Origin of the sequence: Streptomyces sp. DH-12 (genome assembly GCF_002899455.1) — a bacterium.
GTDB lineage: Bacteria > Actinomycetota > Actinomycetes > Streptomycetales > Streptomycetaceae > Streptomyces.
Genome location: NZ_PPFB01000001.1, coordinates 5,052,925 through 5,077,943, shown reverse-complemented (window position 1 = coordinate 5,077,943; position 25,019 = coordinate 5,052,925). Strand labels below are relative to the sequence as shown.

The window sequence follows — 25,019 nt, the reverse complement described above, 5'->3', positions numbered from 1 at the left end:
CAAGATCATATGAGTGACTCGTGTCAGTCCTGCGGCGGGGGTGGCGCAACCGTCCCCGCCGCGGCTCCGACACCTGGCGGGGGCGGCGAGAACGGTCGGCGTCTCAGGCCCTTCGGCCTCGCGGACCACGTCGCACCGGGGAGTCCGCGGACCCGGCCGGAAGGGTGCGGCGGGCCGCCGCACGACAACACACCGGACCCGCCCGAAGTGGGGGCGCCACCGTCAGGCGCGCTCGAAGGAGCTCGGGTACGGGAAGTACCACTCCAGGAAGTCGCGGACGTAGGAACGCACGTACTCCCGCCGCTCGGGGGCGGTGTCCACGTCGTTCAGGCAGAAGAAGTCGTAGCCGCGCCGCGCCTTGAGGGACTCGACCCGCTCCTCCAGGTGGGCCTTGCCGACGTCGACGTAGCGGTACGTGAACTTCCCCGGGACGGCGCGGCCGGTGAGCAGCGCCAGGTGGTGGTGGAAGGAGGTGGCCGGCGCCACGTCCTCGATGGACCGGAACCGCGACCGCATGGTCCGCCCGATCGCGTCCGGGAAGTCCCGCTCCAGGTCGTTCAGCACGTCCCGGCGCTGCGGGTGCGGGGTGTGCAGGAACTTGTGGGTGATGGACACCCCGTAGGCCTCCTCCAGCAGCCGGCGCACGTTCCGCCCGGCCGAGTTGGGGGCGGAGGCCTGCGGGTGCGGGGCGCCGGCGCCGATCTGGTACGAGGAGAAGGGCAGGCGGGCGATGCCGTTGGCGTGGAAGAAGTGCTGCGGGGTGACGCTGCGGCCGACGAACACGTCGTCGTTGAAGTACAGGTAGTGGTCCGACAGGCCCGGGATGTGGTGCAGCCGCGTCTCGATCGCGTGCGAGTTGAACACCGGCAGGACGCCCTCGGGGAAGATGTCCTTGTGGTCCACCACGGTGACACCCGGCGCGTCCGGGTCCAGCCACTCGGGGGTCTGGCCGTCGGTGACGATGTACACGTGCCGCACGAAGCCGGCGTACATCTCCAGCGACCGCAGCGAGTACTTCAGCTCGTCGTGGCTGGTGTACCGGGACTCGCCCACCTCGCGGGCCGCGATGCCGACGTCCCCCTCGCTCCTGTACTTCTGGCGTTTGGCGCGCAGCTCGGGATCCTGGCCGTCGACCCAGGTGTAGACGACGTCGATGGGGAACGTCACGTCCTCCACCGTGGTCACCGTGAACGGCGCGAAGGTGGGGTGGACCCGTCCGGCGACCGTGACCTTCGCGGGCTGCTGCTCCGCGGTCGGCAGCACGTCGGCGACGCGGTTGCGCCGGGGGGCGACGAGGGAGTCGGCCAGCACATCGGCCGAGGCCTGCGGCGACACACGCGCCAGCTCCGCCTCCGCCTGCGGACCCGCCAGCAGCTCCGCACCGTCCCGCCAGAACTCCACGTCACAGCCCAGCTGCGGACCACCCAGAACCTGACCCGCAGGACCCAGACGCACCACACCGAACCGCATCACCGGAGCCGACGACAACGACTTCGGCCACACCTCGTCCGCGAACAACGAGAAGTCCGACACCCCACCCGGACGAGGACGCGCCGCGAACACCACCGTCCCCGCGTACAACTCCCGCATCGACGCCAGGAACGCCTCACGATCCGACTCACGCACCCCCAGCGCCCACGCCGTACGCGACACACCCGGCACCACGAAGTACGAGATCCCCGCACGCTCCAGAGCGTCCGCCACCAGCCCCAGATTGTCCGCCGCCGCACCCGCCGCCGTGAACGAGTCGACCACCCGCCCCCACAACGGCTGATCGTGGAACGACGCCTGACGCACACCCGCGTCCGGGCCGAGCACGGCCTGCCGCTGCCGGTCCAGGCGCGCGGCCGACGCCCGGTCGCGCACCTTCCGTCCGACGCCGAGTCCCCTGCGCGCGAGCTTCCGGATCGGCCGCGACCCCGGTGCCATCAACGCGTCCCGGAAGACGTGCTTTCAGGTGCCTTCTCGAAGGAGCTCGGGAAGGGGAAGTACTCCTCCAGGAAGGAGAACATGCGGGCCGTGACCTCGGCGCGCTGCTCCGGCGGCACGTCGACGTCGTTGAGGCAGAAGAAGTCGAAGTTGCGCTTCGTCCGGATGCCCTCGAGACGGCGGTCCGCGTCCTCACGGCTGATGTTGACGTACCGGAAGCGGAACTTGCCCGGGACGCCCTTGCCGGTGATGTACGCGTGGTTGTAGTGCATCGAGGCGGTCATGGCGATGTCGTCGGGCGACCGGAAGCGCGAGCGCATGGTCTGGCCGACCTCCTCGGGGAACATCTCCTCGAGCTCCTGCAGCACGGACCGCACCTGCGGCAGCGGGGTGTGCATGAAGTTGTGCGTGATGAAGCGGTCGTGGGCCTTCATCAGCAGCTGGCGCACGTTCTTGCCGGCCGAGTTGGTGGCGGTCTCGCCGCCGTGCGGCTGGCCGACGCCGACCTTGAGCGGCGAGAACGGGATGCGGGCGATGCCGTTGGCGTAGAAGAAGTGCTGCGGGGTGACGCTGCGGCCGACGAACACGTCGTCGTTGAAGTACAGGTAGTGGTCCGACAGGCCCGGGATGTGGTGCAGCCGCGTCTCGATCGCGTGCGAGTTGAACACCGGCAGGACGCCCTCGGGGAAGATGTCCTTGTGGTCCACCACGGTGACACCCGGCGCGTCGGCGTTCAGCCACTCGGGGGTCTGGCCGTCGGTGACGATGTACACGTGTCGCACGAAGCCGGCGTACATCTCCAGCGACCGCAGCGAGTACTTCAGCTCGTCGTGGCTGGTGTACCGGGACTCGTTGGTCTCCTTGTCGAGGATCGCCGGGACGCCCTCGCTCTTGTACCTCTGGCGCTTGGCGCGCAGCTCGGGGTCCTCGCCGTCGACCCAGGTGTAGACGACGTCGATGGGGAACGTCACGTCCTCCACCGTGGTCATCGTGAACGGCGCGAACGTCGGGAAGTCGCGGCCCTGGACGGTGATCTTGGCGGACTTCTGCTCGCTGGTGGGCATGACGTCCGATATGCGGTTGCGCCGGGGGGCGACGAGGGAGTCGGCCAGCACATCGGCCGAGGCCTGCGGCGACACACGCGCCAGCTCCGCCTCCGCCTGCGGACCCGTCAGCAGCTCCGCACCGTCCCGCCAGAACTCCACGTCACAGCCCAGCTGCGGACCACCCAGAACCTGACCCGCAGGACCCAGACGCACCACACCGAACCGCATCACCGGAGCCGACGACAACGACTTCGGCCACACCTCGTCCGCGAACAACGAGAAGTCCGACACCCCACCCGGACGAGGACGCGCCGCGAACACCACCGTCCCCGCGTACAACTCCCGCATCGACGCCAGGAACGCCTCACGATCCGACTCACGCACCCCCAGCGCCCACGCCGTACGCGACACACCCGGCACCACGAAGTACGAGATCCCCGCACGCTCCAGAGCGTCCGCCACCAGCCCCAGATTGTCCGCCGCCGCACCCGCCGCCGTGAACGAGTCGACCACCCGCCCCCACAACGGATCACTGCCGGACGACACCTGGCGCACACCCGCGTCGGAGCGCAACAGGCCCTGCCGCTGCCGTGTCACCCGCAACAACCACGCCCGGCGCTTCTGCGCCTGCATCGCGCTCTTGGTCCGCGACTTCAGACTGCTTCCGATGCGGGTACGCACACTCACTTCAATCCCAAACCCTTCGGCGAGTCCCGACGTGGCCTACATGATGGAGGCATCAAGGCGACCAGCGGCAACGAGCGCTGCACCCCCATACGGCGCCAGACGCGGAGCGCACGGGGCCCCTCCAGGGTCAAGCCGCAGGGGGGAAGTTTACAGCAACGCGGTCACATTCCTGTTCGACGACGTCGGCCGCCACGACCGGCGGAACGCACACCCTCGTCGTTCGTGTTTGCGACCGTCAATTCCGGGACTTACACCCCCCGCAAGCGTAATCTTCGGACATATCCCTTCCTCTTGAGACACCGACCGTTCCCGTTCACCCGGTGATCACTTTCGTGATGTAGCACACACTCGCGTTTGGAAGCAGAGTGTTCGGGCGAGCATGCAGACTTACGGTCATGCGTGTACCTTCACTCCCCGAAGTCCGCCGCCTCACGGAGAAGCAGCGAGACGCCTGGTGGACCGTTCTCCTGGTCGACCCCGTCGCCACCCCCCTGGTCCGGTGGACCGCCATGTGGACCCGGGTGACCCCGAACCAGATCACCTGGGCCGCCCTGGTGCTGGGGATCGGGGCCGCGGCCTGCTTCGCCCAGGGTGACTGGCAGTGGCTGATCGCCGGAGCCGTCGTCTATCACGTCAGCTTCATCCTGGACTGCATGGACGGGAAGCTCGCCCGTCTGACGGGGAAGGGCTCGGCGTTCGGCGCCTGGCTCGACTACATCTTCGACCGCGTCCGCGTGCTGGTCTGCGCCGTCGCCCTGATGGGCGGGCAGTACCAGCGGACGGAGGACGTCACCTACATATGGCTCGCGGTGGCCGTGGTGTTCCTCGACATGCTCCGCTACATGGACGCGCTCGAGATATGGAAGGTCCGCCTGAACATGCGGCGGCGCCAGCGTGAGCGCGCCGCGGAACTGGGGCTGATCGACCCCACGCCCCAGGACAACGGCTCCGACGAGGACTCCGAGGCCGACGACACACCGGTGAAGGGCACCGCCAAGGTCCCCGCCCAGCCGACGGGCAGCGAGGCGTCCGCGGTCACCGCCCAGGCGCCGGCCCCCGCGCACGTCGTCTCCCCGGCGAAGACGTTCATCACGCGTCTCCCCGGCTATGTGCGGCTGCGCGACTTCCTCATCAGCCACCGGATCCGCATCCACCTGTTCAGCGGCATCGAGTTCCAGATGACGATCTTCATCGTCGCGCCGCTGGCCAACTCGATCTTCTGGCCGACGGTCGCCGCGGGCGCCCTGCTCCTCGCCTTCGAGGTGCTCGTCGTCTACCGCCTCCTCCTCGCCACCCGCGCCTTCCAGCGCACGATGGCCCGGTACGACCGCCTGGAGGCCGAGATGAAGTCCGACATCGCCCCCAGCCCGTCGGAGCAGACCACGCTGGTCTGAGGGGGGAGCCGGGCGGCCGGCGGAACGGACGGGCGCGGACGCTCCGGACGGGGAGTGTGCGGATCCCGACGCGTCCCCGGACTGCGCGCGGCCTCGCGGAGCCGTGCACGGTCACGGGCGGCTCGACGACGCGGTCGTCGTCGAGGGGCAGTCCGCCGAGGCCGTGGCGGTCATGGATGCCGTGGTGAGGGACGCCCTCGCGAAGGACACGGAATCCGACCGGAACATCCACGTGGCCTCCTCTCCGGCCGATCACCGGTACGAGCAGGGAGAAAGCCGGACGTGTCGCCCTCGGCGCCGTGCGCCGACCGGGCGGACGTCCCGGCCCGGGGGGCCGCCTTCGTACCGTCCTGAGTCATTTGTTACGACAATGCGGCGGAAGATGCGACGGGTCCGGGGTCGGACGGAGATACGCTCGATCATCTGGCTCCGCGTCGATCACCGGCGTCAGCAGGTCCCGGAGGCACCCGGCCCCGGACCGTGTCGCAGACTTCCCAGGTCTCGCCGATGCTCCATGCTCCACGAACAAGGAGAACTTCCAAGGTGTCCGCCCGCGATCTCGCGTCCCCACCGCGGCCTTCAGCAGATGACACCCCGTCCGTCCCCCAGGCGCGGGGCGACTCCCCCGCACCGCCGTCCGGCGGGAACGCCGCCCCCGCGGCGGGCGGCGCCGGGCTGAGGCTGGACATCCAGGGACTGCGCGCGGTGGCGGTCACCCTGGTGGTGGTCGCCCATGCGGGGGTGTCGTCCCTGGCCGGCGGTTTCGTCGGCGTGGACGTCTTCTTCGTCATCTCCGGCTTCCTCATCACCTCGCTGATGCTCCGCGAGTGGAAGCGTGAGGGACGGATCTCGCTGGGCCGCTTCTACGCCCGCCGGGCCATGCGCCTGCTGCCCGCCTCCACGCTGGTCGTCCTGGCGACGCTGGCCGGGTCCTGGCTCTTCCTGGGCCCGCTGCGGTTCGCGGACTACGCCAAGGACGCCATCGCCTCCGCCTGGTACGTCGTCAACTTCCGGCTGGCCGACTCGGGCACCGACTACTTCCACACCGACGTGCCGCCCTCGCCGTTCCAGCACTTCTGGTCGCTGGCGGTGGAGGAGCAGTTCTACCTGATCTGGCCCGTCGTGCTGATCGTGGCGCTGAAGATCCTCCGGCGCCGGGCCCTGCTGGCGATCCCGCTGCTGGCCCTGGCCGCCGCGTCCTTCGCCGTCAACCTGCACCTCACCGAGACGTCCCCGTCGTGGGCCTACTTCGGCTCGCAGGGCCGCATCTGGGAGCTGGCGGTCGGCGCGCTGCTGGCGCTGGTGGCGCACCGGCTGAACGACATCCCCCGCCCGGTCGCCGCGGTCCTCAGCTGGGCGGGCCTGGCCGCCATCGCCTACGCGGCGGTGGCCTTCGACGAGAGCACCGTCTTCCCCGGCCACAACGCCGCCGTCCCGGTCCTCGGCGCGGCGGCCGTGCTGGCCGGCGGCGCGGCGGGCGGCCGCTACGGAGCGGGCGCCCTCCTGTCGCTGCGGCCCGCCGTGTGGGTCGGCGGGGTCTCCTACGCCTGGTACCTGTGGCACTGGCCGCTCATCGTCATCGTGCCCGCGGCCTTCGGCTTCGGTGAGAACGAGGGCCCGCTGCGGCTGATCGCCGCCCTGAGCGGTCTCGTGCTGGCCTGGGGGACGCTGCACCTGGTCGAGGACCCGATGCGGTTCCACCGGGCGTTCAAGGCCCACGCGGGCCGGGGCCTGTCGCTGGGGCTGGGTCTGTCGGCGGTCGCGGCGGCGGCCGCGCTGGTCACCCTGCAGTTCCCGCCGAGCCTGTCGTCGGGCGGCGCGCAGCAGAACACCAAGGAGGCGATCGCCCAGGCGCCGGACCCGCAGGCCGCGCTGACCCGGCTGCTGCAGAACCCGGCGGAGGAGATGCCGTCCAACCTCTCGCCGAGCGTGCACGACGTGGCGTACGAGCGGACGGCGGTCTACGACGACGACTGCGCGCTGACCATGTCGGAGGAGAAGCAGACGCAGCCGTGCCTGTACGGCGACAAGGACGGCGAGCGCACCGTGGTGCTCTTCGGCGACTCGCACATCGCCCAGTGGTTCCCGGCCTTCGACGCCATCGCCCGCGAGCACGGCTGGAAGCTCTACTCGTTCACCAAGAACGCCTGCAAGGTCGCCCAGATCACCATCGCGTACAACAACGGCCCGTACGCGTCCTGCGACGAGTGGCGTGAGGTGACCATCGAGAAGATCCGCGCGATGGAGCCCGACCTGGTCGTCACCTCCAGTTCCAACTCGGCGAAGCTGTGGGGCGAGGGCGACATCGCCGCCGAGTGGGGCGAGGGCCAGGCCGAGACGTACCGGATCCTCCAGCAGGGCCGCACCCGGGTGCTCACGCTGCTGGACAACCCCTGGCCGAAGAACAACGCGGTGGACTGCGCGGTCGCCCACCCGGACGACCTCGACGCGTGCGCCAACGAGCGGTCCGAGGCCGACCCGCAGCCCTCGGTCACCGAGGCGATCCGCGAGGCGGCGGCCGCCGAGGACGTGACGGTCATCGACCCCTACGACTGGGTCTGCGCCCCGTCCGGCACCTGCCCGGTCGTGGTGGGCAACACCCTGGTGTACCGGGACTTCGGCCACCTGGCGGACGCCTACGTCGAGGCCCTGACCCCGGTGGTGGAGGAGCGGCTGCTGCGGCTCTTCGGGGCGGACCTGAGCCGGACCCCGGGAGCCTGAGCACCGGCCACAGCGAGAAGGGCCCGTTCCGACGGAACGGGCCCTTCTCGTGCGCGTGGGGCGCTTCTCGGTCAGAACGGCTCGAAGCCGTCGAACTCCCGCTGCGCCTCGTCGCGTTCGGCGTCGCGGTCGCGGCGGCGCTGGGCGGCCGGGCGGGGCGCCTCGAAGCGGTGGTCCTCGCCGCGGCGGCCGAGCATCTCCGCGCCGGCGGTGACGGACGGCTCCCAGTCGAAGACCACGGCGTTGTCCTCGGGACCGATGGCGACGGCGTCGCCGGAGCGGGCGCCGGACTTCATCAGCTCGTCCTCGACACCGAGGCGGTTGAGCCGGTCGGCGAGGTAGCCGACGGCCTCGTCGTTGTTGAAGTCGGTCTGCCGCACCCAGCGTTCGGGCTTCTCGCCGCGCACCCGGAACACCAGCTCGCCGCCGGCCTCCTCGCGGGTGACGGTGAAGCCGGTGTCGTCGACCGCCTTGGGACGGATGACGATGCGGGTCGCCTCCTCCTTCGGCCTGGCGGCGCGCGCCGTGGCCACCAGGTCGGCGAGCGCGAAGGACAGCTCGCGCAGCCCGGTGTGGGCCACGGCGGACACCTCGAAGACGCGGTAGCCGCGCGCCTCCAGGTCCGGGCGGACCATGTCGGCGAGGTCCTTGCCGTCGGGCACGTCGATCTTGTTGAGGACGACGAGCCGCGGCCGGTTGTCCAGCCCGCCGTACTGCCGCAGCTCCTCCTCGATGACGTCGAGGTCGGAGACGGGGTCGCGGTCGGACTCCAGGGTGGCGGTGTCCAGCACGTGCACCAGCACGCTGCACCGCTCCACGTGGCGCAGGAACTCCAGGCCCAGTCCCTTGCCCTGGCTGGCGCCGGGGATCAGACCGGGGACGTCGGCGATGGTGTAGACGGTCGAACCGGCGGTGACCACACCGAGGTTGGGCACCAGCGTGGTGAACGGGTAGTCGGCGATCTTCGGCTTGGCGGCGCTGAGCACGGAGATCAGGGACGACTTGCCGGCGCTGGGGTAGCCCACCAGGGCCACGTCGGCGACGGTCTTCAGCTCGAGGACGACGTCCCGCAGGTCGCCCGGCTCGCCGAGCAGCGCGAACCCGGGGGCCTTGCGCCGCGCCGAGGCGAGGGCGGCGTTGCCGAGCCCGCCGCGGCCGCCCTGGGCGGCGACGTAGGAGGTGCCGTGGCCGACGAGGTCGGCGAGGACGTTGCCCGCCTTGTCGAGCACCACGGTGCCGTCCGGCACGGGCAGGACCAGGTCCTGGCCGTCCTTGCCGGAGCGGTTGCCACCCTCGCCGGGCTTGCCGTTGGTGGCCTTGCGGTGCGGCGAGTGGTGGTAGTCGAGCAGGGTGGTCACGGACTGGTCGACGGTGAGGATCACATCGCCGCCGCGTCCGCCGTTGCCGCCGTCGGGTCCGCCGAGCGGCTTGAACTTCTCGCGATGGACGGAGGCACAGCCGTGGCCTCCGTTACCCGCGGCGACGTGCAGTTCGACGCGGTCCACGAAGGTGGTCATGAAGGGTGCCTCCAGTTACTACGGGGTTGTCTCTTGGGTAACACGCGAAAGGCGGACCCGCTTCCCGTCGGGAAGTGAGGTCCGCCTCGCGAAAGCGTCCGATCAGGCGACCGGAACGATGTTCACGACCTTACGGCCACGGCTGGTGCCGAACTGCACCGAACCGGCCTGCAGCGCGAACAGGGTGTCGTCGCCGCCGCGGCCGACGCCGGCGCCCGGGTGGAAGTGGGTGCCGCGCTGGCGGACCAGGATCTCGCCCGCGTTGACGACCTGACCGCCGAAGCGCTTCACGCCGAGGCGCTGAGCGTTGGAGTCACGACCGTTACGGGTGGACGATGCGCCCTTCTTGTGTGCCATCTCTCCTCAGTCCCTTACTTCGCAGCCGCGGGGATCTCAGTGACCTTGATCGCCGTGTACTGCTGGCGGTGGCCCTGACGACGGCGGTAGCCGGTCTTGTTCTTGTAGCGCAGAATGTCGATCTTCTGGCCCTTGTGGTGGTCCACGACCTCGGCCTGGACCTTGATGCCGGCCAGCACCCAGGGGTCGCTGGTCACGGAGTCGCCGTCGACGACGAGCAGGGTCGAGAGCTCGACCGTGTCGCCGACCTTGGCGGTGGAAATCTTGTCAACCTCGACGATGTCGCCGACAGCAACCTTGTGCTGGCGACCACCGCTGCGCACGATGGCGTACACGCGGATCTCACTCTCACTCGAAGAACGGCACCCCCGCAGGCCAGTCGCCCACGCGCATACGCGGACGACCTCTCCCGGCCGCGGCCCGCGTCCGGGAGGAAGAGGTTTACGGGGATGTGGCGGTCCCGATGGACACGCCGACGGTCAAGGTTACGGGGCCGGGCCCACGGGGGTCAAACCGGACCCCCGCGGCCCGCGCCGGTCAGTACCCGGCCACGATCTCCCGTCCGCGGGCGAGGTCGTCGTGGTTGTCGATCTCGACCCACGGGACCTCGCCGATCGGCGCCACGTCGATCCGGAAGCCCCGGTTCACCAGCTCCTGGTAGCCGTCCTCGTAATACAGCTGCGGATCCCGCTCGAACGTCGTCTTCAGCGCGTCCGCCAGCGCCTCGGCCGCCCCGCCCTCGATCAGGGTGACGCCGATGTACTCGCCCGTCGCCTCCGCCGGGTCCATCAGCTTCGTGATCCGCGTCATCCCCTTCCCGGGGTCGACGACGACCTTCATCTCCTCGTCGGCGAGCTTCTTCACCGTGTCCAGCGCCAGGATGATCCGCTTGCCGTCACCGCGCGCCTCCAGCAGCGCCCGCTCCACCGACACCGGGTGCACCGTGTCGCCATTGGCGAGGATCACGCCGTCCCTCAGGGCGTCCCGCGCGCACCACAGCGAGTAGGCGTTGTTCCACTCCTCCGCCTTGTCGTTGTCGATGAGCGTCAGCTTCAGCCCGTACTTCGCCTCCAGCGCCGCCTTGCGCTCGTACACGGCCTCCTTGCGGTAGCCGACCACGACGCCGACCTCGGTCAGCCCGATCTCCGCGAAGTTCCCGAGCGTCAGGTCCAGGACGGTCACGGCGTCCGGGTCGCCCTCCGCGCCCACCGGCACCAGGGCCTTGGGGAGCGTGTCGGTGTAGGGGCGCAGACGCCGGCCGGCGCCGGCCGCGAGCACGAGGCCTATCATCGCGGTCCTTCTCCTTATGGAACACAAAACGTGTGGTCCTGCCCCACGGGGGACAGGACCACACAGCGTAGACGTCCGGTCAGCTCTCTTCGGCCGCGGCCGTGACGGAGGACGGCGCCTGCTGCTCGGCAGCGGCCGTCTTCTTCGCCGTGGCCTTCTTCGCCGTCGACTTCTTGGCGGCGGTCTTCTTCGCCGTCGTCGTCTTCTTGGCGGCGGTCTTCTTGGCCGTGGTCGTCTTCTTCGCGGCGGCCTTCTTCGCCGTGGCCTTCTTGGCCGCCGACTTCTTGGCGGCGGTCTTCTTGGCCGGAGCGGCCTCCTCGGCGGCCGGTTCCTCGACGGCGGGCGCGGTGGCCTCAGGCTCGGCAGCGGGCTCCTCGGCAGCCGGCCCGTCGGGCTTCTGCTCCTCCGCCGGGGCGGACGGCAGGACCACGACGGCCATGTCCTCGGACGCGGTCGAGGTGCTCGGCTTGCGCACCGCGCGACGCCGCGGACGGGCCGGGGCCGACGCCTCGGGCGCGGGCTCCGGGGCGGCAGCCGCCTCGGCCGGGGTCTCCTCCTCGGCCTTCGGCGCCTCCTCCGTCCTCGCCGACTCGGCGACGGTCACCACCGCGGCCTCCGCGCCCGCCGGGGAACCGGCCGGCGCGGACACCTTGCGGGTGGCCCGGCGGCGGGTACGGCCCTGCGGAGCGGCCTCCTCGGCGGCCTGGGGCACCACGGCGTCCTCGGCGGCGGCCGGCTCGGCCAGCGCCTCGGCGGCCGGCTCGGGCTGCACGGGACGCTCCGCCGCCTCGGCGGCCGTCACGTCCTGCGCCGTGGGGACCTGCGCCTCCTCGGCGACGGGCGTCTCCTCCCCGCGCTCCTCGGCCACTGCCTGCCTGCGGCCGCCCCTGGCGCTCTCGCGCTGCGGCGAGCCCGCGGGCGCGGACGCCCGACGGCTCCCCCGGCGGCGCGTACGGCCGCGGGAGGCCGCGGCCTCCGCCTCGGCGGCGCTGCTGTACAGCTCCTCGTCCGGAGTGAACTCGGGCGCGGGCAGCGCGGCCGGCTCGGCCACCTCGGCGGCGACCTCGGCCGGCGTCTCCGCCTCCGCCTCGGCCTCCTGCTCGGCCGTCTCCACGACGGCGGCCTCGTGCTCGTGCGGCTGGTCCGCCGCGCCGGCCCGGGCCCTCTTGCGGCGCTTGCCGCCGCCGGAGGAGGACGGCTGGTCGAGGTGGACGATCACACCGCGGCCGTTGCAGTGGACGCAGGTCTCGGAGAACGACTCCAGCAGGCCCTGCCCGACCCGCTTGCGGGTCATCTGGACCAGGCCCAGCGAGGTCACCTCGGCGACCTGGTGCTTCGTGCGGTCCCGGCCCAGGCACTCCAGCAGGCGGCGCAGCACCAGGTCCCGGTTGGACTCCAGCACCATGTCGATGAAGTCGATGACGATGATGCCGCCGAGGTCGCGCAGCCGGAGCTGGCGCACGATCTCCTCGGCCGCCTCCAGGTTGTTCCTGGTGACGGTCTCCTCGAGGTTGCCGCCCTGACCGGTGAACTTGCCGGTGTTGACGTCGATGACGACCATCGCCTCGGTGCGGTCGATCACCAGCGAACCGCCGCTGGGCAGCCAGACCTTGCGGTCCAGCGCCTTGGCGAGCTGCTCGTCGATCCGGTACGTGGCGAAGACGTCGACCTCGCTGGTCCACCGCTGCAGGCGGTCGGCCAGGTCGGGCGCGACGTGGGAGACGTAGCCGTGGATGGTCTGCCAGGCCTCGTCACCGCTGACGATGACCTTGGAGAAGTCCTCGTTGAAGATGTCCCGGACGACGCGGACGGTCATGTCCGGCTCGCCGTACAGCAGCGTCGGGGCGGTGCCGCCGTTCCTGGACTTCTTCTTGATCTCCTCCCACTGCGCCTGGAGCCGCTCGACGTCACGGCGCAACTCGTCCTCGCTGGCGCCCTCGGCGGCGGTGCGCACGATGACGCCCGCGTCCTCGGGGACGATCTTCTTGAGGATGGTCTTCAGCCGGGCCCGCTCGGTGTCGGGCAGCTTGCGGCTGATGCCGGTCATCGAGCCCTCGGGCACGTACACGAGGTAGCGGCCCGGGAGGGAGACCTGGCTGGTGAGGCGGGCGCCCTTGTGGCCGATCGGGTCCTTGGTGACCTGGACCAGCACCGGCTGGCCGGACTTCAGCGCGGACTCGATGCGGCGCGGGCCGCCCGACATGCCGAGCGCCTCGAAGTTGACCTCGCCGGCGTACAGGACGGCGTTGCGGCCCTTGCCGATGTCGATGAAGGCGGCCTCCATCGACGGCAGGACGTTCTGCACCTTGCCGAGGTAGACGTTGCCGACGTACGAGGTGGCCTGCTCCTTGTTGACGTAGTGCTCGACGAGCACGCCGTCCTCCAGGACGCCGATCTGCGTGCGGTCGCCGTGCTGGCGGACCACCATGACGCGCTCGACGGCCTCGCGGCGGGCCAGGAACTCGGCCTCGGTGATGATCGGCACACGCCGGCGGCCCTGCTCACGGCCCTCGCGGCGGCGCTGCTTCTTGGCCTCCAGGCGGGTGGAGCCCTTGATGGACTGCACCTCGTCGGACGGCTCGGCCTTCGGGCGGGGCTCGCGGACCTTGACGACCGTGCGCTCGGGGTCGTCGGCGGACGGCTCGGTCTCCCCTCCGCTGTCCCCGGCGCGGCGACGGCGGCGGCGCCGGCGCCGGCTGCTGCTGGAGCCGCCGTTGTCCTCGCGCTCCTCGCGCTCCTCGGCGTCCTCCTCGGCCTGCTCGGCGGTGTCCTCGGCGTCCTGGGCGGCCTGCTCGGCGGCGCTCGGCTCGGCGCCGTCGGTGTCGCCGTCCTGCTGCTCCTCCGCCTCGGCGTCGGCGTCGGCGGAGTCACCACGCCGGCGGCGACGGCCGCCCCGACGGCGGCGGCGGCGCGAGCCGGACGACTCGTGGTCGTCGCCCTCGTCGGTGTCGGCGTGGTCGTCGCCCTCGTCGGTGTCGGCGTGGTCCTCGGTCGGCTCCGTGGCGTCCTCGGCGTCGGCCTCGGGGGCCTCCTCGACGGCGGCCGGGGCGGCGGCCTCGGGCTCGTCGGACGCGCCCCTGCGGCGACGGCGACGGCGCGAGGCGGCGGGCTGCTCCTCCGGGAGCTCCTCGGTCTCCTCCTCCGGCTCCGCGGCGTCGGCGAGTCCGGCGGCGGCCTCGGCGGCGGCCCGCTCCGGGGTCTGGAAGCGCGGCTCGGTGAACACCGGCGGCTGGAACACGGCGACGGCGGGGCGCGCGGGACGGCGCGGGGCGCCCTCCTCGTCCTCGTCCTCGGCGGTGCGGGCGGGACGCGCGGGCTCGGCGAAGCCGGCGGCGGCCTTGCGGACGACGCGACGGCGGCGGCGCGGGGCGGCCTCCTCGGCGGCCTGCGCGGCGGGGGTGTCGTCCTGCTTGTCGTTCTCGCTCACCGGGGCCTCCTCGGCGGTCGGGGCGGCCTGCTCGGTCTCGTCGTCGCTCTGCCCGGCGACGGCCTCGGCCGCCTCGGCGGGAGCGGGAGCACCGGCGGGCGCGGAGGCCCGCCGCGTGGCACGACGACGGGTACGGCGCGGGACGGCGTCCTCGGTGGCGTCGGCGGCGGGCTCCTCCGCGGGCCCGGCGGCCGGAGCGGCCTCTTCCGCGGCGGCCTCGGCGGAAGCCTCAGCCGCCGGAGAGGTCACGGTGCGCGTCGCACGACGACGGGTACGACGCGGAGCGGCGTCCTCCGTCGTACCGCCGGCCGGAGCGGCCTCTTCCGCGGCCGACTCGGACGCGGCCGGTGCCGCCGGTACGACGGTCTCGGCGGCCTCCGCGGACGCCGCCGCACCGGCGGGCGCGGCCGCGCGGCGGACCACACGGCGACGCCGGGGCGCGGGGGCCCCGGTCTCCTGCTGGGTGTCGGTCGTGCCCTCGGCGGGCTCGGGCGTCTTCGCGGCCTCGGCGGGCGCCTCGGTGGCCGGTATGGCCGGCGCGACGGTCTCCGCGGCGCTGCCGTCGGCGGCGGCGGGCGGGCCCGCCGGCCGGGACGCGGCCCTGCGTCGCCGGCGGGGCGGCAGGGTGTCGCTGGGGGTCTTCGGTTCGGAGCCCTCGGTGGACTCGGTCGGTTCGAGCATGCGGGCGGTTCTCCCGTCAGGCTCCCGGGCGCCGCGCCTGGTCCGGCGATGCCGGTGACGTCCGCGGCCCGCGCGGTGCGCGGTGGCCGCCGTCCGGGGCGCGGGCGCCGCTCGGAAGCTCTCTGTGTCCTGTCTCGCCGGTTCCGTACGCCGAATGCGCACGGCCTGGCGAAAGTCTTCTGGTCGGTGCGCTGCCCGACCCAGGTGGCTCCCGAGTTCGAGGGCGGCGCTTACGACGTCCGTCCCTACGCGGGACCTTCCTTACGCCGGCGCCGTCGCGGCGGCAGTGGCGGCGGCCGTGTGCGGCTCGGTCGCTGCTGCCTCGCGGTCGGGCGCGAGCGGGTCGGTCACCGTGCCGGTCTCTTCATCGAACAGCCCCTGCGCCAGCCTGGTCACCGCTACGGGGACCGGCGGCGCCAGGTCGGCCACGGCGCGGAGACCGGACAGGACGTCGTCGGGTCGTACGGCAGGCGTCACGTGCCGAACAACCAGCCGCAGTATCGCACAGGGCCGGTCGGTCGGCCTATCAGCCGGCGAGGGATCCGTCCCGGCGCCTTCCTCGACGGTTTCGAGGGCGACGACCGCGGAACGGGCGTCGAAGGTACGGATGCCGTTCTTGGTGCGGCGCTGGACCTCGACGGTCTCGGCCGCCTCGAAGGCGTCCACCGCGCGGCGGGCGTCCTCGGGGGCGACGCCGTCCAGCCGCAGCTCCCAGACGGAGGCCGTGAGCCGGTCGGCGAGCCCGGAGGTGCGGGCCTCGACCGCGTCGACGACGTCGAGCCCGGCGGGCAGCGACTCGTCGAGCAGGGCCCTCAGCCGCTCGGGGTCCCGCGGCTCGGTGAGCGCGATCTCCAGGTACTCGGCCTCGCTGCCGGTGCCGGTGGGTGCGGCATTGGCGTACGACACCTTCGGGTGCGGCGTGAAACCGGCCGAGTACGCCATGGGCACCTCGGCGCGGCGCAGCGCGCGCTCGAAGGCACGCTGGAAGTCACGGTGGCTGGTGAACCGGAGGCGGCCGCGCTTGGTGTAGCGCAGTCGGATGCGCTGCACCGCGGGTGCGGGCGGCGGGCCTTCGGGCTGTCGCTTGCCCAGTGGATCTTCTCCTTGTCGCAAGGGGGCGCGGGGCGCGCCTCCCCTTCCAGGGTACGGCCGTACGACGACGGCCCCGGCTGCGCCGGCCGGGCACCAGGGCCGTGGTCCCTTTCAGGGTACGTGCAAGCAGGGACCCCGGTCCCCGGTGCCCGCCCTTGTGGCACCGCCGTACGGCGGGCCACCAGCCGGCGGGACGGTCTCCCTGCGCTCCGGTACCCCAGGTGGCCCCGGGCATGCCGTCCCCGCGCGGGTCGGCGGGGGCGTCGAGGGAGGCGTCCGCCTCGGAGGCGGCCGTGGGGTGCGAGGCGCCGGCGGGTCCGCCCCCGGGGAGGCCGGGGTGTCCGCGGCGGACTCGTCTCCCGCGATGAGCAGCGGGTCGAAACCGCGTCACGGACGGCACGTCCGGCCGGGGTGAGCCCTCCACCGCCACAGCGCCGCGAACGGCCGCACGACCCGATTCCGGGCGCTTCATACGCTGAAAAGCCCATCGAAAAAAAGGAAACTCGGAGCCTTCGACAAACCCATTGTCCCGACGGGTGTTCACTCGTTCGCCGCGCATCCAAGTGAATGTGCCGCCGTTAGTCGCTGTATGAAGGCAAGCAGGTCAGGTCCGCTCCAACTGCACTGCACACGCCCGCTGTTGAGTGCGCTCACCGGCCCGATGAATCAATCCTGACATGAATGATGAACGCTACGACCCGCTCTGGTACAACACCGAAGCACCGGACCCGTTCAACGAAGCGGGAACCGGCCGGCACCGGGCCGGAGCCGTCTACGCGGAACCCGTCGAACCCGCCGTGCCCCCCTGGGACCCGGCCGAGGAACTGGCCTACCTCCTCCAGGAGGCCCGCGGCGAGGAATACGCCCCCACCGTGCCGCCGCCGCGGGAGGAGACCCCGGTCACCGCTCCCCCGGCCGGCAGCCCTCTGGACAACCTGCAGGAGATCACGGCCGAACTGCCGCCCCTGCGCTCCGCACCGCGAGGCCACCGCAAACCCCCGCGACCGCGCCCCGACGCCCTGCGCGTCGCCAGCTACGCCATCGCCGCCATAGCGGCCGTCACCGTGTCGATGGTGAGCGTCTTCAGCGGCGTGGTCACCTACGAACCCCTGCTCCTCGTCACCACGGCGCACAGCAGCGGCGACTCCTCGTCCTGGTGGCCCATCCTGGTGTACGGCCCCTGGCTGGCCGGCTCCCTCTCCATCCTCCGCGCGGCCCTGCACCAACGACGCGCCCTGCACTCCTGGTTCGTCGTCCTGCTCTTCTCCTCCGTCGCGGTCCTGCTGTGCGTGGCCCAGGCGCCCCGCACCGTCACCGACACGGCGGCCGCGGCCCTCCCGGGCGTCGCCGCCCTGGCCTGCTTCCAGCAGCTGGTCCGCCAGATCACCCTCACCCGCCCACCCCGCCGCACGGTCAGCCCCCGCCACCGCGTCCGCCCGTACGACGGCCGCCAGATGCCGTGACGGCACCCCCCCGCACGAAAACGGAGCAGCGGCCCCCCGCCGAAGAGGCCGCTGCTCCGTTTCTCGTGTTCGCGTGCCGCCGCCCGGCCGTCCGGGCCGCGCTCAGTGCGCGTGACCGCTCGGCACCGGGCCCGCGTTCTTGACCGTCAGGGGCAGGAGCTTCTTGCCCGTCGGGCCGATCTGGATGCTCGTGTCCATCTGCGGACAGACACCGCAGTCGAAGCACGGGGTCCAGCGGCAGTCCTCGACCTCGGTCTCGTCGAGGGCGTCCTGCCAGTCCTCCCAGAGCCAGTCCTTGTCCAGGCCCGAGTCGAGGTGGTCCCAGGGCAGGACCTCCTCGTAGGTGCGCTCGCGGGTGGTGTACCAGTCGACGTCCACCCCGTACGGGGCCAGCGCCTTCTCCGCGCACTGCATCCAGCGGTCGTAGGAGAAGTGCTCGCGCCAGCCGTCGAAGCGGCCGCCGTCGTCGTAGACCGCGCGGATGACCGCGCCGATGCGGCGGTCGCCGCGGGAGAGCAGGCCCTCGACGATGCCGGGCTTGCCGTCGTGGTAGCGGAAGCCGATGGAGCGGCCGTACTTCTTGTCGCCGCGGATCTTGTCGCGCAGCTTGGCCAGGCGCTCGTCGGTCTCCTCGGCGGACAGCTGCGGGGCCCACTGGAACGGCGTGTGCGGCTTGGGCACGAAACCGCCGATGGACACCGTGCAGCGGATGTCGTTGGAGCCGGAGACCTCGCGGCCCTTCTGGATGACGCGCGTGGCCATGTCGGCGATCTGCAGCACGTCGTCGTCGGTCTCGGTGGGCAGGCCGCACATGAAGTACAGCTTCACCTGGCGCCAGCCGTTGCCGTAGGCCGTGGCGACGGTGCGGATCAGGTCCTCCTCCGAGACCATCTTGTTGATGACCTTGCGGATGCGCTCCGAGCCGCCCTCGGGCGCGAAGGTGAGGCCGGACCGGCGGCCGTTGCGGGTCAGTTCGTTCGCCAGGTCGATGTTGAAGGCGTCGACGCGGGTCGAGGGCAGCGAGAGGCCGATCTTGTCTTCCTCGTAGCGGTCCGCGAGGCCCTGGGCGATGTCGCCGATCTCCGAGTGGTCGGCGGAGGAGAGGGACAGCAGGCCGACCTCTTCGAAGCCGGTCGCCTTCAGGCCCTTGTCGACCATCTCGCCGATGCCGGTGATGGACCGCTCGCGCACCGGGCGCGTGATCATGCCGGCCTGGCAGAAGCGGCAGCCGCGGGTGCAGCCGCGGAAGATCTCCACCGACATGCGCTCGTGGACCGTCTCGGCGAGCGGCACGAGGGGCTGCTTCGGGTAGGGCCACTCGTCGAGGTCCATGACCGTGTGCTTGGACACGCGCCACGGCACGCCGGAGCGGTTCGGCACGACACGGGCGATGCGGCCGTCGGGGAGGTACTCGACGTCGTAGAAGCCGGGGACGTAGACCCCGCCGGTCCTGGCCAGGCGCAGGAGGAGCTCCTCGCGGCCGCCGGGGCGGCCCTCCTCCTTCCAGGCGCGGATGATCCGCGTGACCTCGAGCACGGCCTGCTCGCCGTCGCCGATGACCGCGCAGTCGATGAAGTCGGCGATCGGCTCCGGGTTGAAGGCCGCGTGACCGCCGGCCATGACGATCGGGTCGTCCTCCGTGCGGTCCCGGGACTCCAGCGGGATGCCGGCCAGGTCCAGCGCGGCGAGCATGTTGGTGTAGCCCAGCTCCGTGGAGAAGCTCAGGCCGAACACGTCGAAGGCCCGCACCGGACGGTGGCTGTCGACGGTGAACTGCGGCACACGGTGCTCGCGCATCAGCGCCTCGAGGTCCGGCCAGACGCTGTAGGTGCGCTCGGCCAGGACGCCGTCCTGTTCGTTGAGGACCTCGTAGAGGATCATGACGCCCTGGTTGGGCAGTCCGACCTCGTACGCGTCGGGGTACATGAGTGCCCAGCGGACGTCGCAGGCGTCCCAGTCCTTGACCGTGGAGTTGAGCTCTCCGCCGACGTACTGGATCGGCTTCTGCACATGCGGGAGCAGAGCTTCGAGCTGCGGGAACACAGACTCGGCGGCTTCGGCAGGCATCTCGCGAACCTTCGTGTGGTGACTGCGGGTCCCCCCGGGCCGGTGCCTCAGGGGCGGGTGACCATCCAGCCTAACCCGCCCGGAGGGGTCTCCCGCACGGCGTTCAGAACGGGAACGTCCGGCTGATCGAGCTCCACGCCTCGGGAAGCGCCTCCTCGTCGCTGCGGGCGCGGTGTGCCTCACCGGCGTGCAGGACGCCGTAGGTGAAGTCGCTCTCCCCCGCCGCGTGCGCCACGGCGGCCAGCTCGCGCAGGGTGCGGCGGGCCATGACGCTGTCCTGGTGGTCGCCGAGCAGGCTCTGCAGCGACTTCATGTCCCTGACCGCCTTCTCGGCGGGCTCGCCCAGCGCGGGGGCGGCGGCCTCGGCTGCGTACCGGGTGCGCTTGGTCTTCTTGCGTGCCTCGTGCAGCGCGGTGTCGCGTTCCGGGCCGGGCGCCAGCTCCAGGGCGTGCTCGACGAGCCCGGCCAGCTTGGCGAAGTCCTTGCGCACGGCCTTGGCGAGCACCTTGTCCGGGCCGGCGCCGGCCTTCTTGCGCAGGGGCGGGTCGGCGAGCAGGGCGTCCAGGGTGTCGAGCAGGGTGAGGTGGCGGCGGGAGTCGAGGACGGCGACGAGCTGGTGGTGGGCTCCCTTGTGGCGGGCCTCGGACCAGGTGGCGAGGCGGTCGGCGACCGGGCCGGTGATCTGGTCGTCGGGCAGCCGGGAGAGGGCCTGGGTGAGTCGTTCGGCGAGGACCTCCTGGTCGCGGTCCGCGCCCAGCTGGGCGGCCAGCCATTTCAGGTCGGCGGCGACCGGGTCGGTGGCGGCGCGGTCGAGGACGGGGCGGAAGCTGCGGAAGGTGCTGCGCAGCCGGCGGGTGGCGACCCGCATGCGGTGGACGGCGTCGGGGACGTCCTGCCGCACGGCGGGGTCCAGCTCGACGAGGGCGTCGCGCTGGGCGCGGACGTAGGCGAGGACGTGGTCGCCGGCGGTGACGGGCGTGCCGTGCGGGCGGGGGCGATGCTTGTGCCGGGGGGCGGCCCCGGGGGCCGTGGCGGGGGGTGTGCCGTCGCCTCCGGCGGTTTCGGCGTCCGGCGCGGTCTCGGCGAGGGCGCGGGCCAGCTTCGAGGACGATGTGGACGGCCGCACGCCTGCCTTCCTCAGCCGTTTCTCCACCTTGTCGAGGACGTCCGGGTCGCCGTCGTCGGCGAGTTCCACCTCGATCTCGGTCCACCGCGCGGTGCCGCCCGCGCCGGTGAGGCGTTCGGCGTGCACGGTGTCGACGCTGACCTCGGCGAGCAGCCGGCCCTGGTCGTCGAGGAGGTGCCGGACGTCGCGGTCGGAGCGCAGGCGGACCACGGGCCGCAGTTCCCGGTCGCGGACGCGGGAACGGACGAGGGCGGCGAGTTCGTCCGGGAGGGTGTCGGAGAGGGGGGCGCGGATCTCGTCGCGCACGCCGGGGGCGACGGGGAACTTGAGGTGCCAGCCGGCGTCGGAGCCGCCGGTGCGGCGGCGCAGGGTGATGGAGGCCGCGGAAAGGCGTTGGTCGGCGGTGTCGTGGTAGGTGGCGTCGAGGTGGGTGACGCCCCGCTCCCGCACGGACGCGACGCCGGGGACGCGGGTCAGGTCGGGCAGAGCGGCGTCGTGGGACTCGTACTTGCGCTCGATCTCGCGTTTGGTGTCCGCCATGCACCGAATCTAGTCGCCGTGGGTGCGGAGCGGCAGTGGGCCGCTCCGCACCGGTGGCGCGCGGGAGTGGGCGGGGCCGGGTGGGGCCCGGTCGGAGGCGGCGGTCAGGCGGACATGGGGCGTTGCATCCGGATCGACTGCAGCAGGCCCACCGCCAGCCATACCGCGAACATCGAGGAACCGCCGTACGACACGAAGGGCAGGGGCAGGCCGGTGACCGGCATGATGCCCAGGGTCATGCCGATGTTCTCGAAGCTCTGGAAGGCGAACCAGGCGACGATGCCCGCCGCGACGATCGTCCCGTACAGGTCGGTGGTGTCGCGGGCGATGCGGCAGGCACGCCAGAGGATGACCCCGAGCAGGGCGATGATCAGTGCGCCGCCGACGAAGCCCAGTTCCTCGCCGGCGACCGTGAAGACGAAGTCGGTCTGCTGCTCGGGCACGAACTGGCCGGTGGTCTGCGAGCCCTGGAAGAGGCCGGAGCCGGTCAGTCCGCCGGAGCCGATGGCGATGCGGGCCTGGTTGGTGTTGTAGCCGACGCCGGCCGGGTCGAGTTCCGGGTTGGCGAAGGCGGCGAAGCGGTTGATCTGGTACTCGTCGAGGATGCCGAGCTGCCAGACGGTGATCGCGCCGGCAGCGCCCGCGCCGATCAGGCCGAAGACCCACCGGTTGGAGGCCCCGGAGGCGAGCAGCACGCCGAGCACGATGACGACCATCACCATGACCGACCCGAGGTCGGGCATGAGCATCACGATCAGCATCGGCACGACGGCGAGGCCGAGCGCCTGGAGCACCGTGCGGTGGTCGGGGTAGGGCTTGTCGCCCGCGTCGACACGCGCCGCCAGCAGCATGGCCATGCCGAGGATGATCGTGATCTTCACGAACTCCGAGGGCTGGAGGGAGAAGCCGCCGGGCAGCTTGATCCAGGAGTGGGCGCCGTTGATCGTGGAGCCCAGCGGGGTGAGCACCAGCAGGATGAGGAAGACCGAGGCGCCGTACAGCAGCGGTACGGCCGTGCGCAGCCCGCGGTGGCCGAGCCAGACGGCGCCGATCATCAGGGCGACGCCGATGCCGGTGTTCAGCCAGTGCCGGACCAGGAAGTAGTACGGGTCGCCCTGGTTCAGCTCGGTGCGGTTGCGGGTGGCCGAGTAGACCAGCAGGGAGCCGAGCAGGGACAGGACGAGCGCCGAGAGCAGTATCGGCCAGTCCAGCCGGCGGGCCAGGCCGTCACGGGCGAACACCCGTGTCCAGCCGGCCCGCTCGGGTCCGTACCCGGAGACCTGGAAGCTGTTGACGCCGCCGGTCATGACGCCGTCCTCTCCGGGCGTGCCGCGCGCGGCCGGGGGCCGCGGCCGCGCGGGTGTCCCCCGCCGCGGCCGGGACCGCCGCCCCGCCGTCGTCTGCGGCGGGTGTCGCGGTTGGTGTTCTCGGGCGACGGGACCATACCGGCCTGCTGCGGGTCGGCCGGGTCGTCGTCCTGCTGCGGGGCCGTGGCCTCGGCGTCCGGCGACGGTGTGGCCCGGAACTCCTCGGCGAAGTCCTTGGCGACCTTCGGCGAGGTGATCGTGCCGTCCGTGCGGACCTTGGGCAGGGTCTTCTGCGGCTTGGGCAGCAGCGCCTTCTTGTCGTCGATCTCGCCGTCCTCGGACACGCCGTAGAGGGCGTTGTAGATGTTGCGCACGGCGGGGCCCGAGGCGCCGGAACCGGTGCCGCCCTGCGCGATCGTCATGACGATCGCGTAGTCCTCGGTGTAGGTGGCGAACCACGAGGTGGTCTGCTTGCCGTACACCTCGGCCGTACCGGTCTTGGCGTGCATCGGGATCTCGTCCTGCGGCCAGCCCTCGAACCGCCACGCGGCCGTACCGCGGGTGGCGACTCCCTCGAGGGCTTCGTCTATCTGCTCGAGCGTCTTCTTCGAGGTCGGCAGCTTGCCGTGCGCCTTGGGCTCGATCTCCGTGACGGTCTTGCCGTCGGGGCTGATGACGGCCTTGCCGACGGTGGGGGTGTACAGGGTGCCGCCGTTGGAGAGGGCCGCGTAGATGGTGGCCATCTGGATCGGGGTGACGAGCGTGTCGCCCTGTCCGATGGAGTAGTTCACCGAGTCACCGGCGCGCAGCCGGTTGCCTTCGAGGCAGTTCTCGTAGGCGATCTGCTCGGCGTAGCTGCCGCCCTTCTTGCCGTACTTGCACCAGGCGTCCTTGTTGGCCTTCCAGTAGTCGGCCTTCCACTGGCGGTCGGGGACGCGGCCGGTGACCTCGTTGGGCAGGTCGATGCCGGTCTCCTTGCCGAGGCCGAACTGGTGGGCGACCTTGTAGAACCAGTCGTTGGCGTTCTTCTTCGGCTTGTTGCCGCCGTCGCGCTTCCACTCCTCGTGGGAGAGGGCGTAGAAGACGGTGTCGCAGGAGACCTCGAGCGCCCGGCCCAGGCTGATCGCACCGTGGTTCTGCGACTCGAAGTTCTTGAAGACCTGGCCGCCGATGGAGTACGAGCTGGAGCAGTTGTAGGGGCCCTCGAAGGAGTAGCCGGCCTTGACGGCGGCGGCCGTCGGGATCACCTTGAAGATGGAGCCGGGCGCCGACAGGCCCTGGATGGCGCGGTTCAGCAGCGGGTAGTTGGACTTCTCGCCGGTGAGCTCGGCGTAGTCCTTGGCGGAGATGCCGCCGACCCAGGAGTTGGGGTCGTAGGTCGGGTTGGAGGCCATGGCGACGACGCGGCCGGTCTTGGCCTCCATGACGACGACGGCGCCGGAGTCGGCCTCGTAGTTCCGGTTGGTGTTGCGGTCGTGCTGCTTGCGGGCCTCCTTCATCGCCTCGTTGAGCTCGTACTCGGCGATGCGCTGCACGCGGGAGTCGATGCTGGTGACGAGGTTGGCGCCGGGCTCGGCCGGGTCGGACTGGGCCTGGCCGAGGACGCGGCCGAGCTTGTCGACCTCGTAGCGGGTGACGCCGGCCTTGCCGCGCAGCTGCTTGTCGTACTGCCGTTCCAGGCCGGAGCGGCCGACCATGTCCGAGCGCAGGTAGGGCGAGTCGGTGTTCTGGGCCTGCTGGATCTCCTCGTCGGTGACGGGCGAGAGGTAGCCGAGGACCTGGGCGGTGTTGGCCTTGCCGGGGCTCGGGTAGCGGCGCAGCGCCTGCGGCTCGGCGGTGATGCCGGGGAAGTCCTCGGCGCGCTCCCGGATCTGCAGGGCCTGCTTGGGCGTGGCCTCGTCGGTGATGGGGATCGGCTGGTACGGCGAGCCGTTCCAGCAGGGCTGGGGGGTCTCGGCGTTGCACAGCCGGACCTTCATCATGACGTCCTGGGGCTTCATGCCGAGGACGCCGGCGAGCTTGGTGAGGACCGCCTTGCCGTCGTCCGGCATCTTCATGAGGTCGGTGCGGGAGGCGGAGACGACCAGCCGCGTCTCGTTGTCCGCGAGGGCCACGCCGCGGGCGTCCAGGATGGAGCCGCGCACGGCGGGCTGGACGACCTGCTGCACGTGGTTGCCGGAGGCCTCCTTGGCGTACTGGTCGCCTTCGCGGATCTGGAGGTACCACAGGCGCCCGCCGAGGGTGCCGAGCAGGGAGATGACGAGGACCTGGATGACGACGAGCCGGATCTGGACCCGTGGACTGCGGCCGGTCTCGGGGATGTTGGTCACGCGGCTTCCTCCCCTCTCAGAGCGCGTGCGGGTGTGAGCTGACGA

15 protein-coding genes are annotated in these 25,019 nt (G+C 71.7%); 3 read left to right on the top strand and 12 right to left on the bottom strand.

From position 1 onward, the window contains the following. Positions 1 to 222 precede the first annotated feature (222 nt). Both C1708_RS21755 and C1708_RS21750 read right to left on the bottom strand, forming a co-directional pair. Positions 223 to 1,929 (bottom strand): stealth family protein, encoded by a 1,707-nt coding sequence (locus C1708_RS21755; RefSeq protein WP_106414250.1) that lies wholly within the window; start codon positions 1,927 to 1,929, stop codon positions 223 to 225. Then, positions 1,929 to 3,608, bottom strand: coding sequence for a stealth family protein (locus C1708_RS21750; RefSeq protein WP_502696122.1), 1,680 nt, complete (start codon positions 3,606 to 3,608; stop codon positions 1,929 to 1,931). The genes C1708_RS21755 and C1708_RS21750 overlap by 1 nt, the downstream gene beginning before the upstream one ends. 449 nt (positions 3,609 to 4,057) lie before the next feature. Between C1708_RS21750 and C1708_RS21745 the strand changes: the two genes are divergently transcribed. Together C1708_RS21745 and C1708_RS21740 are read left to right on the top strand one after the other, a co-directional pair. Continuing rightward, positions 4,058 to 5,056 carry a CDP-alcohol phosphatidyltransferase family protein gene (locus tag C1708_RS21745; protein ID WP_241911306.1) on the top strand — a complete coding sequence of 333 codons (999 nt, stop codon included), beginning with the start codon at positions 4,058 to 4,060 and terminating at the stop codon, positions 5,054 to 5,056. 543 nt (positions 5,057 to 5,599) lie between these two features. Further along, positions 5,600 to 7,777, top strand: a complete 2,178-nt coding sequence (locus C1708_RS21740; protein ID WP_106414248.1) for an acyltransferase family protein — start codon at positions 5,600 to 5,602, stop codon at positions 7,775 to 7,777. A 71-nt stretch (positions 7,778 to 7,848) separates the two neighbouring features. Here the strand turns inward: C1708_RS21740 and obgE are convergent, their stop codons facing one another. From obgE to C1708_RS21710, 6 genes are all read right to left on the bottom strand, one after another. Further along, complete coding sequence (obgE, locus tag C1708_RS21735; RefSeq protein ID WP_106414247.1) at positions 7,849 to 9,294, bottom strand: GTPase ObgE; 1,446 nt, start codon at positions 9,292 to 9,294, stop codon at positions 7,849 to 7,851. Between the two features lie 102 nt (positions 9,295 to 9,396). After that, positions 9,397 to 9,651 (bottom strand): 50S ribosomal protein L27, encoded by a 255-nt coding sequence (rpmA, locus tag C1708_RS21730; protein ID WP_006132816.1) that lies wholly within the window; start codon positions 9,649 to 9,651, stop codon positions 9,397 to 9,399. A gap of 14 nt (positions 9,652 to 9,665) precedes the next feature. Then, complete coding sequence (rplU, locus tag C1708_RS21725) at positions 9,666 to 9,986, bottom strand: 50S ribosomal protein L21 (RefSeq protein ID WP_006132815.1); 321 nt, start codon at positions 9,984 to 9,986, stop codon at positions 9,666 to 9,668. Positions 9,987 to 10,188: 202 nt separating this feature from the next. Next, a complete protein-coding gene (locus C1708_RS21720) occupies positions 10,189 to 10,941 on the bottom strand; it encodes a phosphocholine cytidylyltransferase family protein (protein WP_106414246.1) in 753 nt (250 codons plus the stop codon). 79 nt (positions 10,942 to 11,020) lie between these two features. Next, a complete protein-coding gene (locus tag C1708_RS21715; protein WP_106414245.1) occupies positions 11,021 to 15,049 on the bottom strand; it encodes an Rne/Rng family ribonuclease in 4,029 nt (1,342 codons plus the stop codon). A gap of 261 nt (positions 15,050 to 15,310) precedes the next feature. Further along, a complete protein-coding gene (locus C1708_RS21710; RefSeq protein ID WP_106414244.1) occupies positions 15,311 to 16,099 on the bottom strand; it encodes a TIGR03936 family radical SAM-associated protein in 789 nt (262 codons plus the stop codon). A 719-nt stretch (positions 16,100 to 16,818) separates the two neighbouring features. Between C1708_RS21710 and C1708_RS21705 the strand changes: the two genes are divergently transcribed. Beyond that, positions 16,819 to 17,604 (top strand): DUF2637 domain-containing protein, encoded by a 786-nt coding sequence (locus tag C1708_RS21705; protein ID WP_106414243.1) that lies wholly within the window; start codon positions 16,819 to 16,821, stop codon positions 17,602 to 17,604. 102 nt (positions 17,605 to 17,706) lie between these two features. Here C1708_RS21705 and C1708_RS21700 read toward each other — a convergent pair whose 3' ends face one another. From C1708_RS21700 to mrdA, 4 genes are all read right to left on the bottom strand, one after another. After that, the gene (locus C1708_RS21700) at positions 17,707 to 19,671 is read right to left on the bottom strand and encodes a TIGR03960 family B12-binding radical SAM protein (protein WP_106414242.1); all 1,965 of its coding nucleotides are present in this window, start codon (positions 19,669 to 19,671) and stop codon (positions 17,707 to 17,709) included. Positions 19,672 to 19,774: 103 nt separating this feature from the next. Further along, positions 19,775 to 21,337: a CYTH and CHAD domain-containing protein gene (locus tag C1708_RS21690; RefSeq protein WP_106414240.1), complete on the bottom strand. Its 1,563-nt coding sequence runs from the start codon at positions 21,335 to 21,337 to the stop codon at positions 19,775 to 19,777. Between the two features lie 104 nt (positions 21,338 to 21,441). Then, positions 21,442 to 22,644, bottom strand: a complete 1,203-nt coding sequence (rodA, locus tag C1708_RS21685) for a rod shape-determining protein RodA (RefSeq protein ID WP_106414239.1) — start codon at positions 22,642 to 22,644, stop codon at positions 21,442 to 21,444. Continuing rightward, a complete protein-coding gene (mrdA, locus tag C1708_RS21680; protein WP_106414238.1) occupies positions 22,641 to 24,974 on the bottom strand; it encodes a penicillin-binding protein 2 in 2,334 nt (777 codons plus the stop codon). Before mrdA ends, rodA begins: the two co-directional genes overlap by 4 nt. Positions 24,975 to 25,019: the final 45 nt, after the last annotated feature.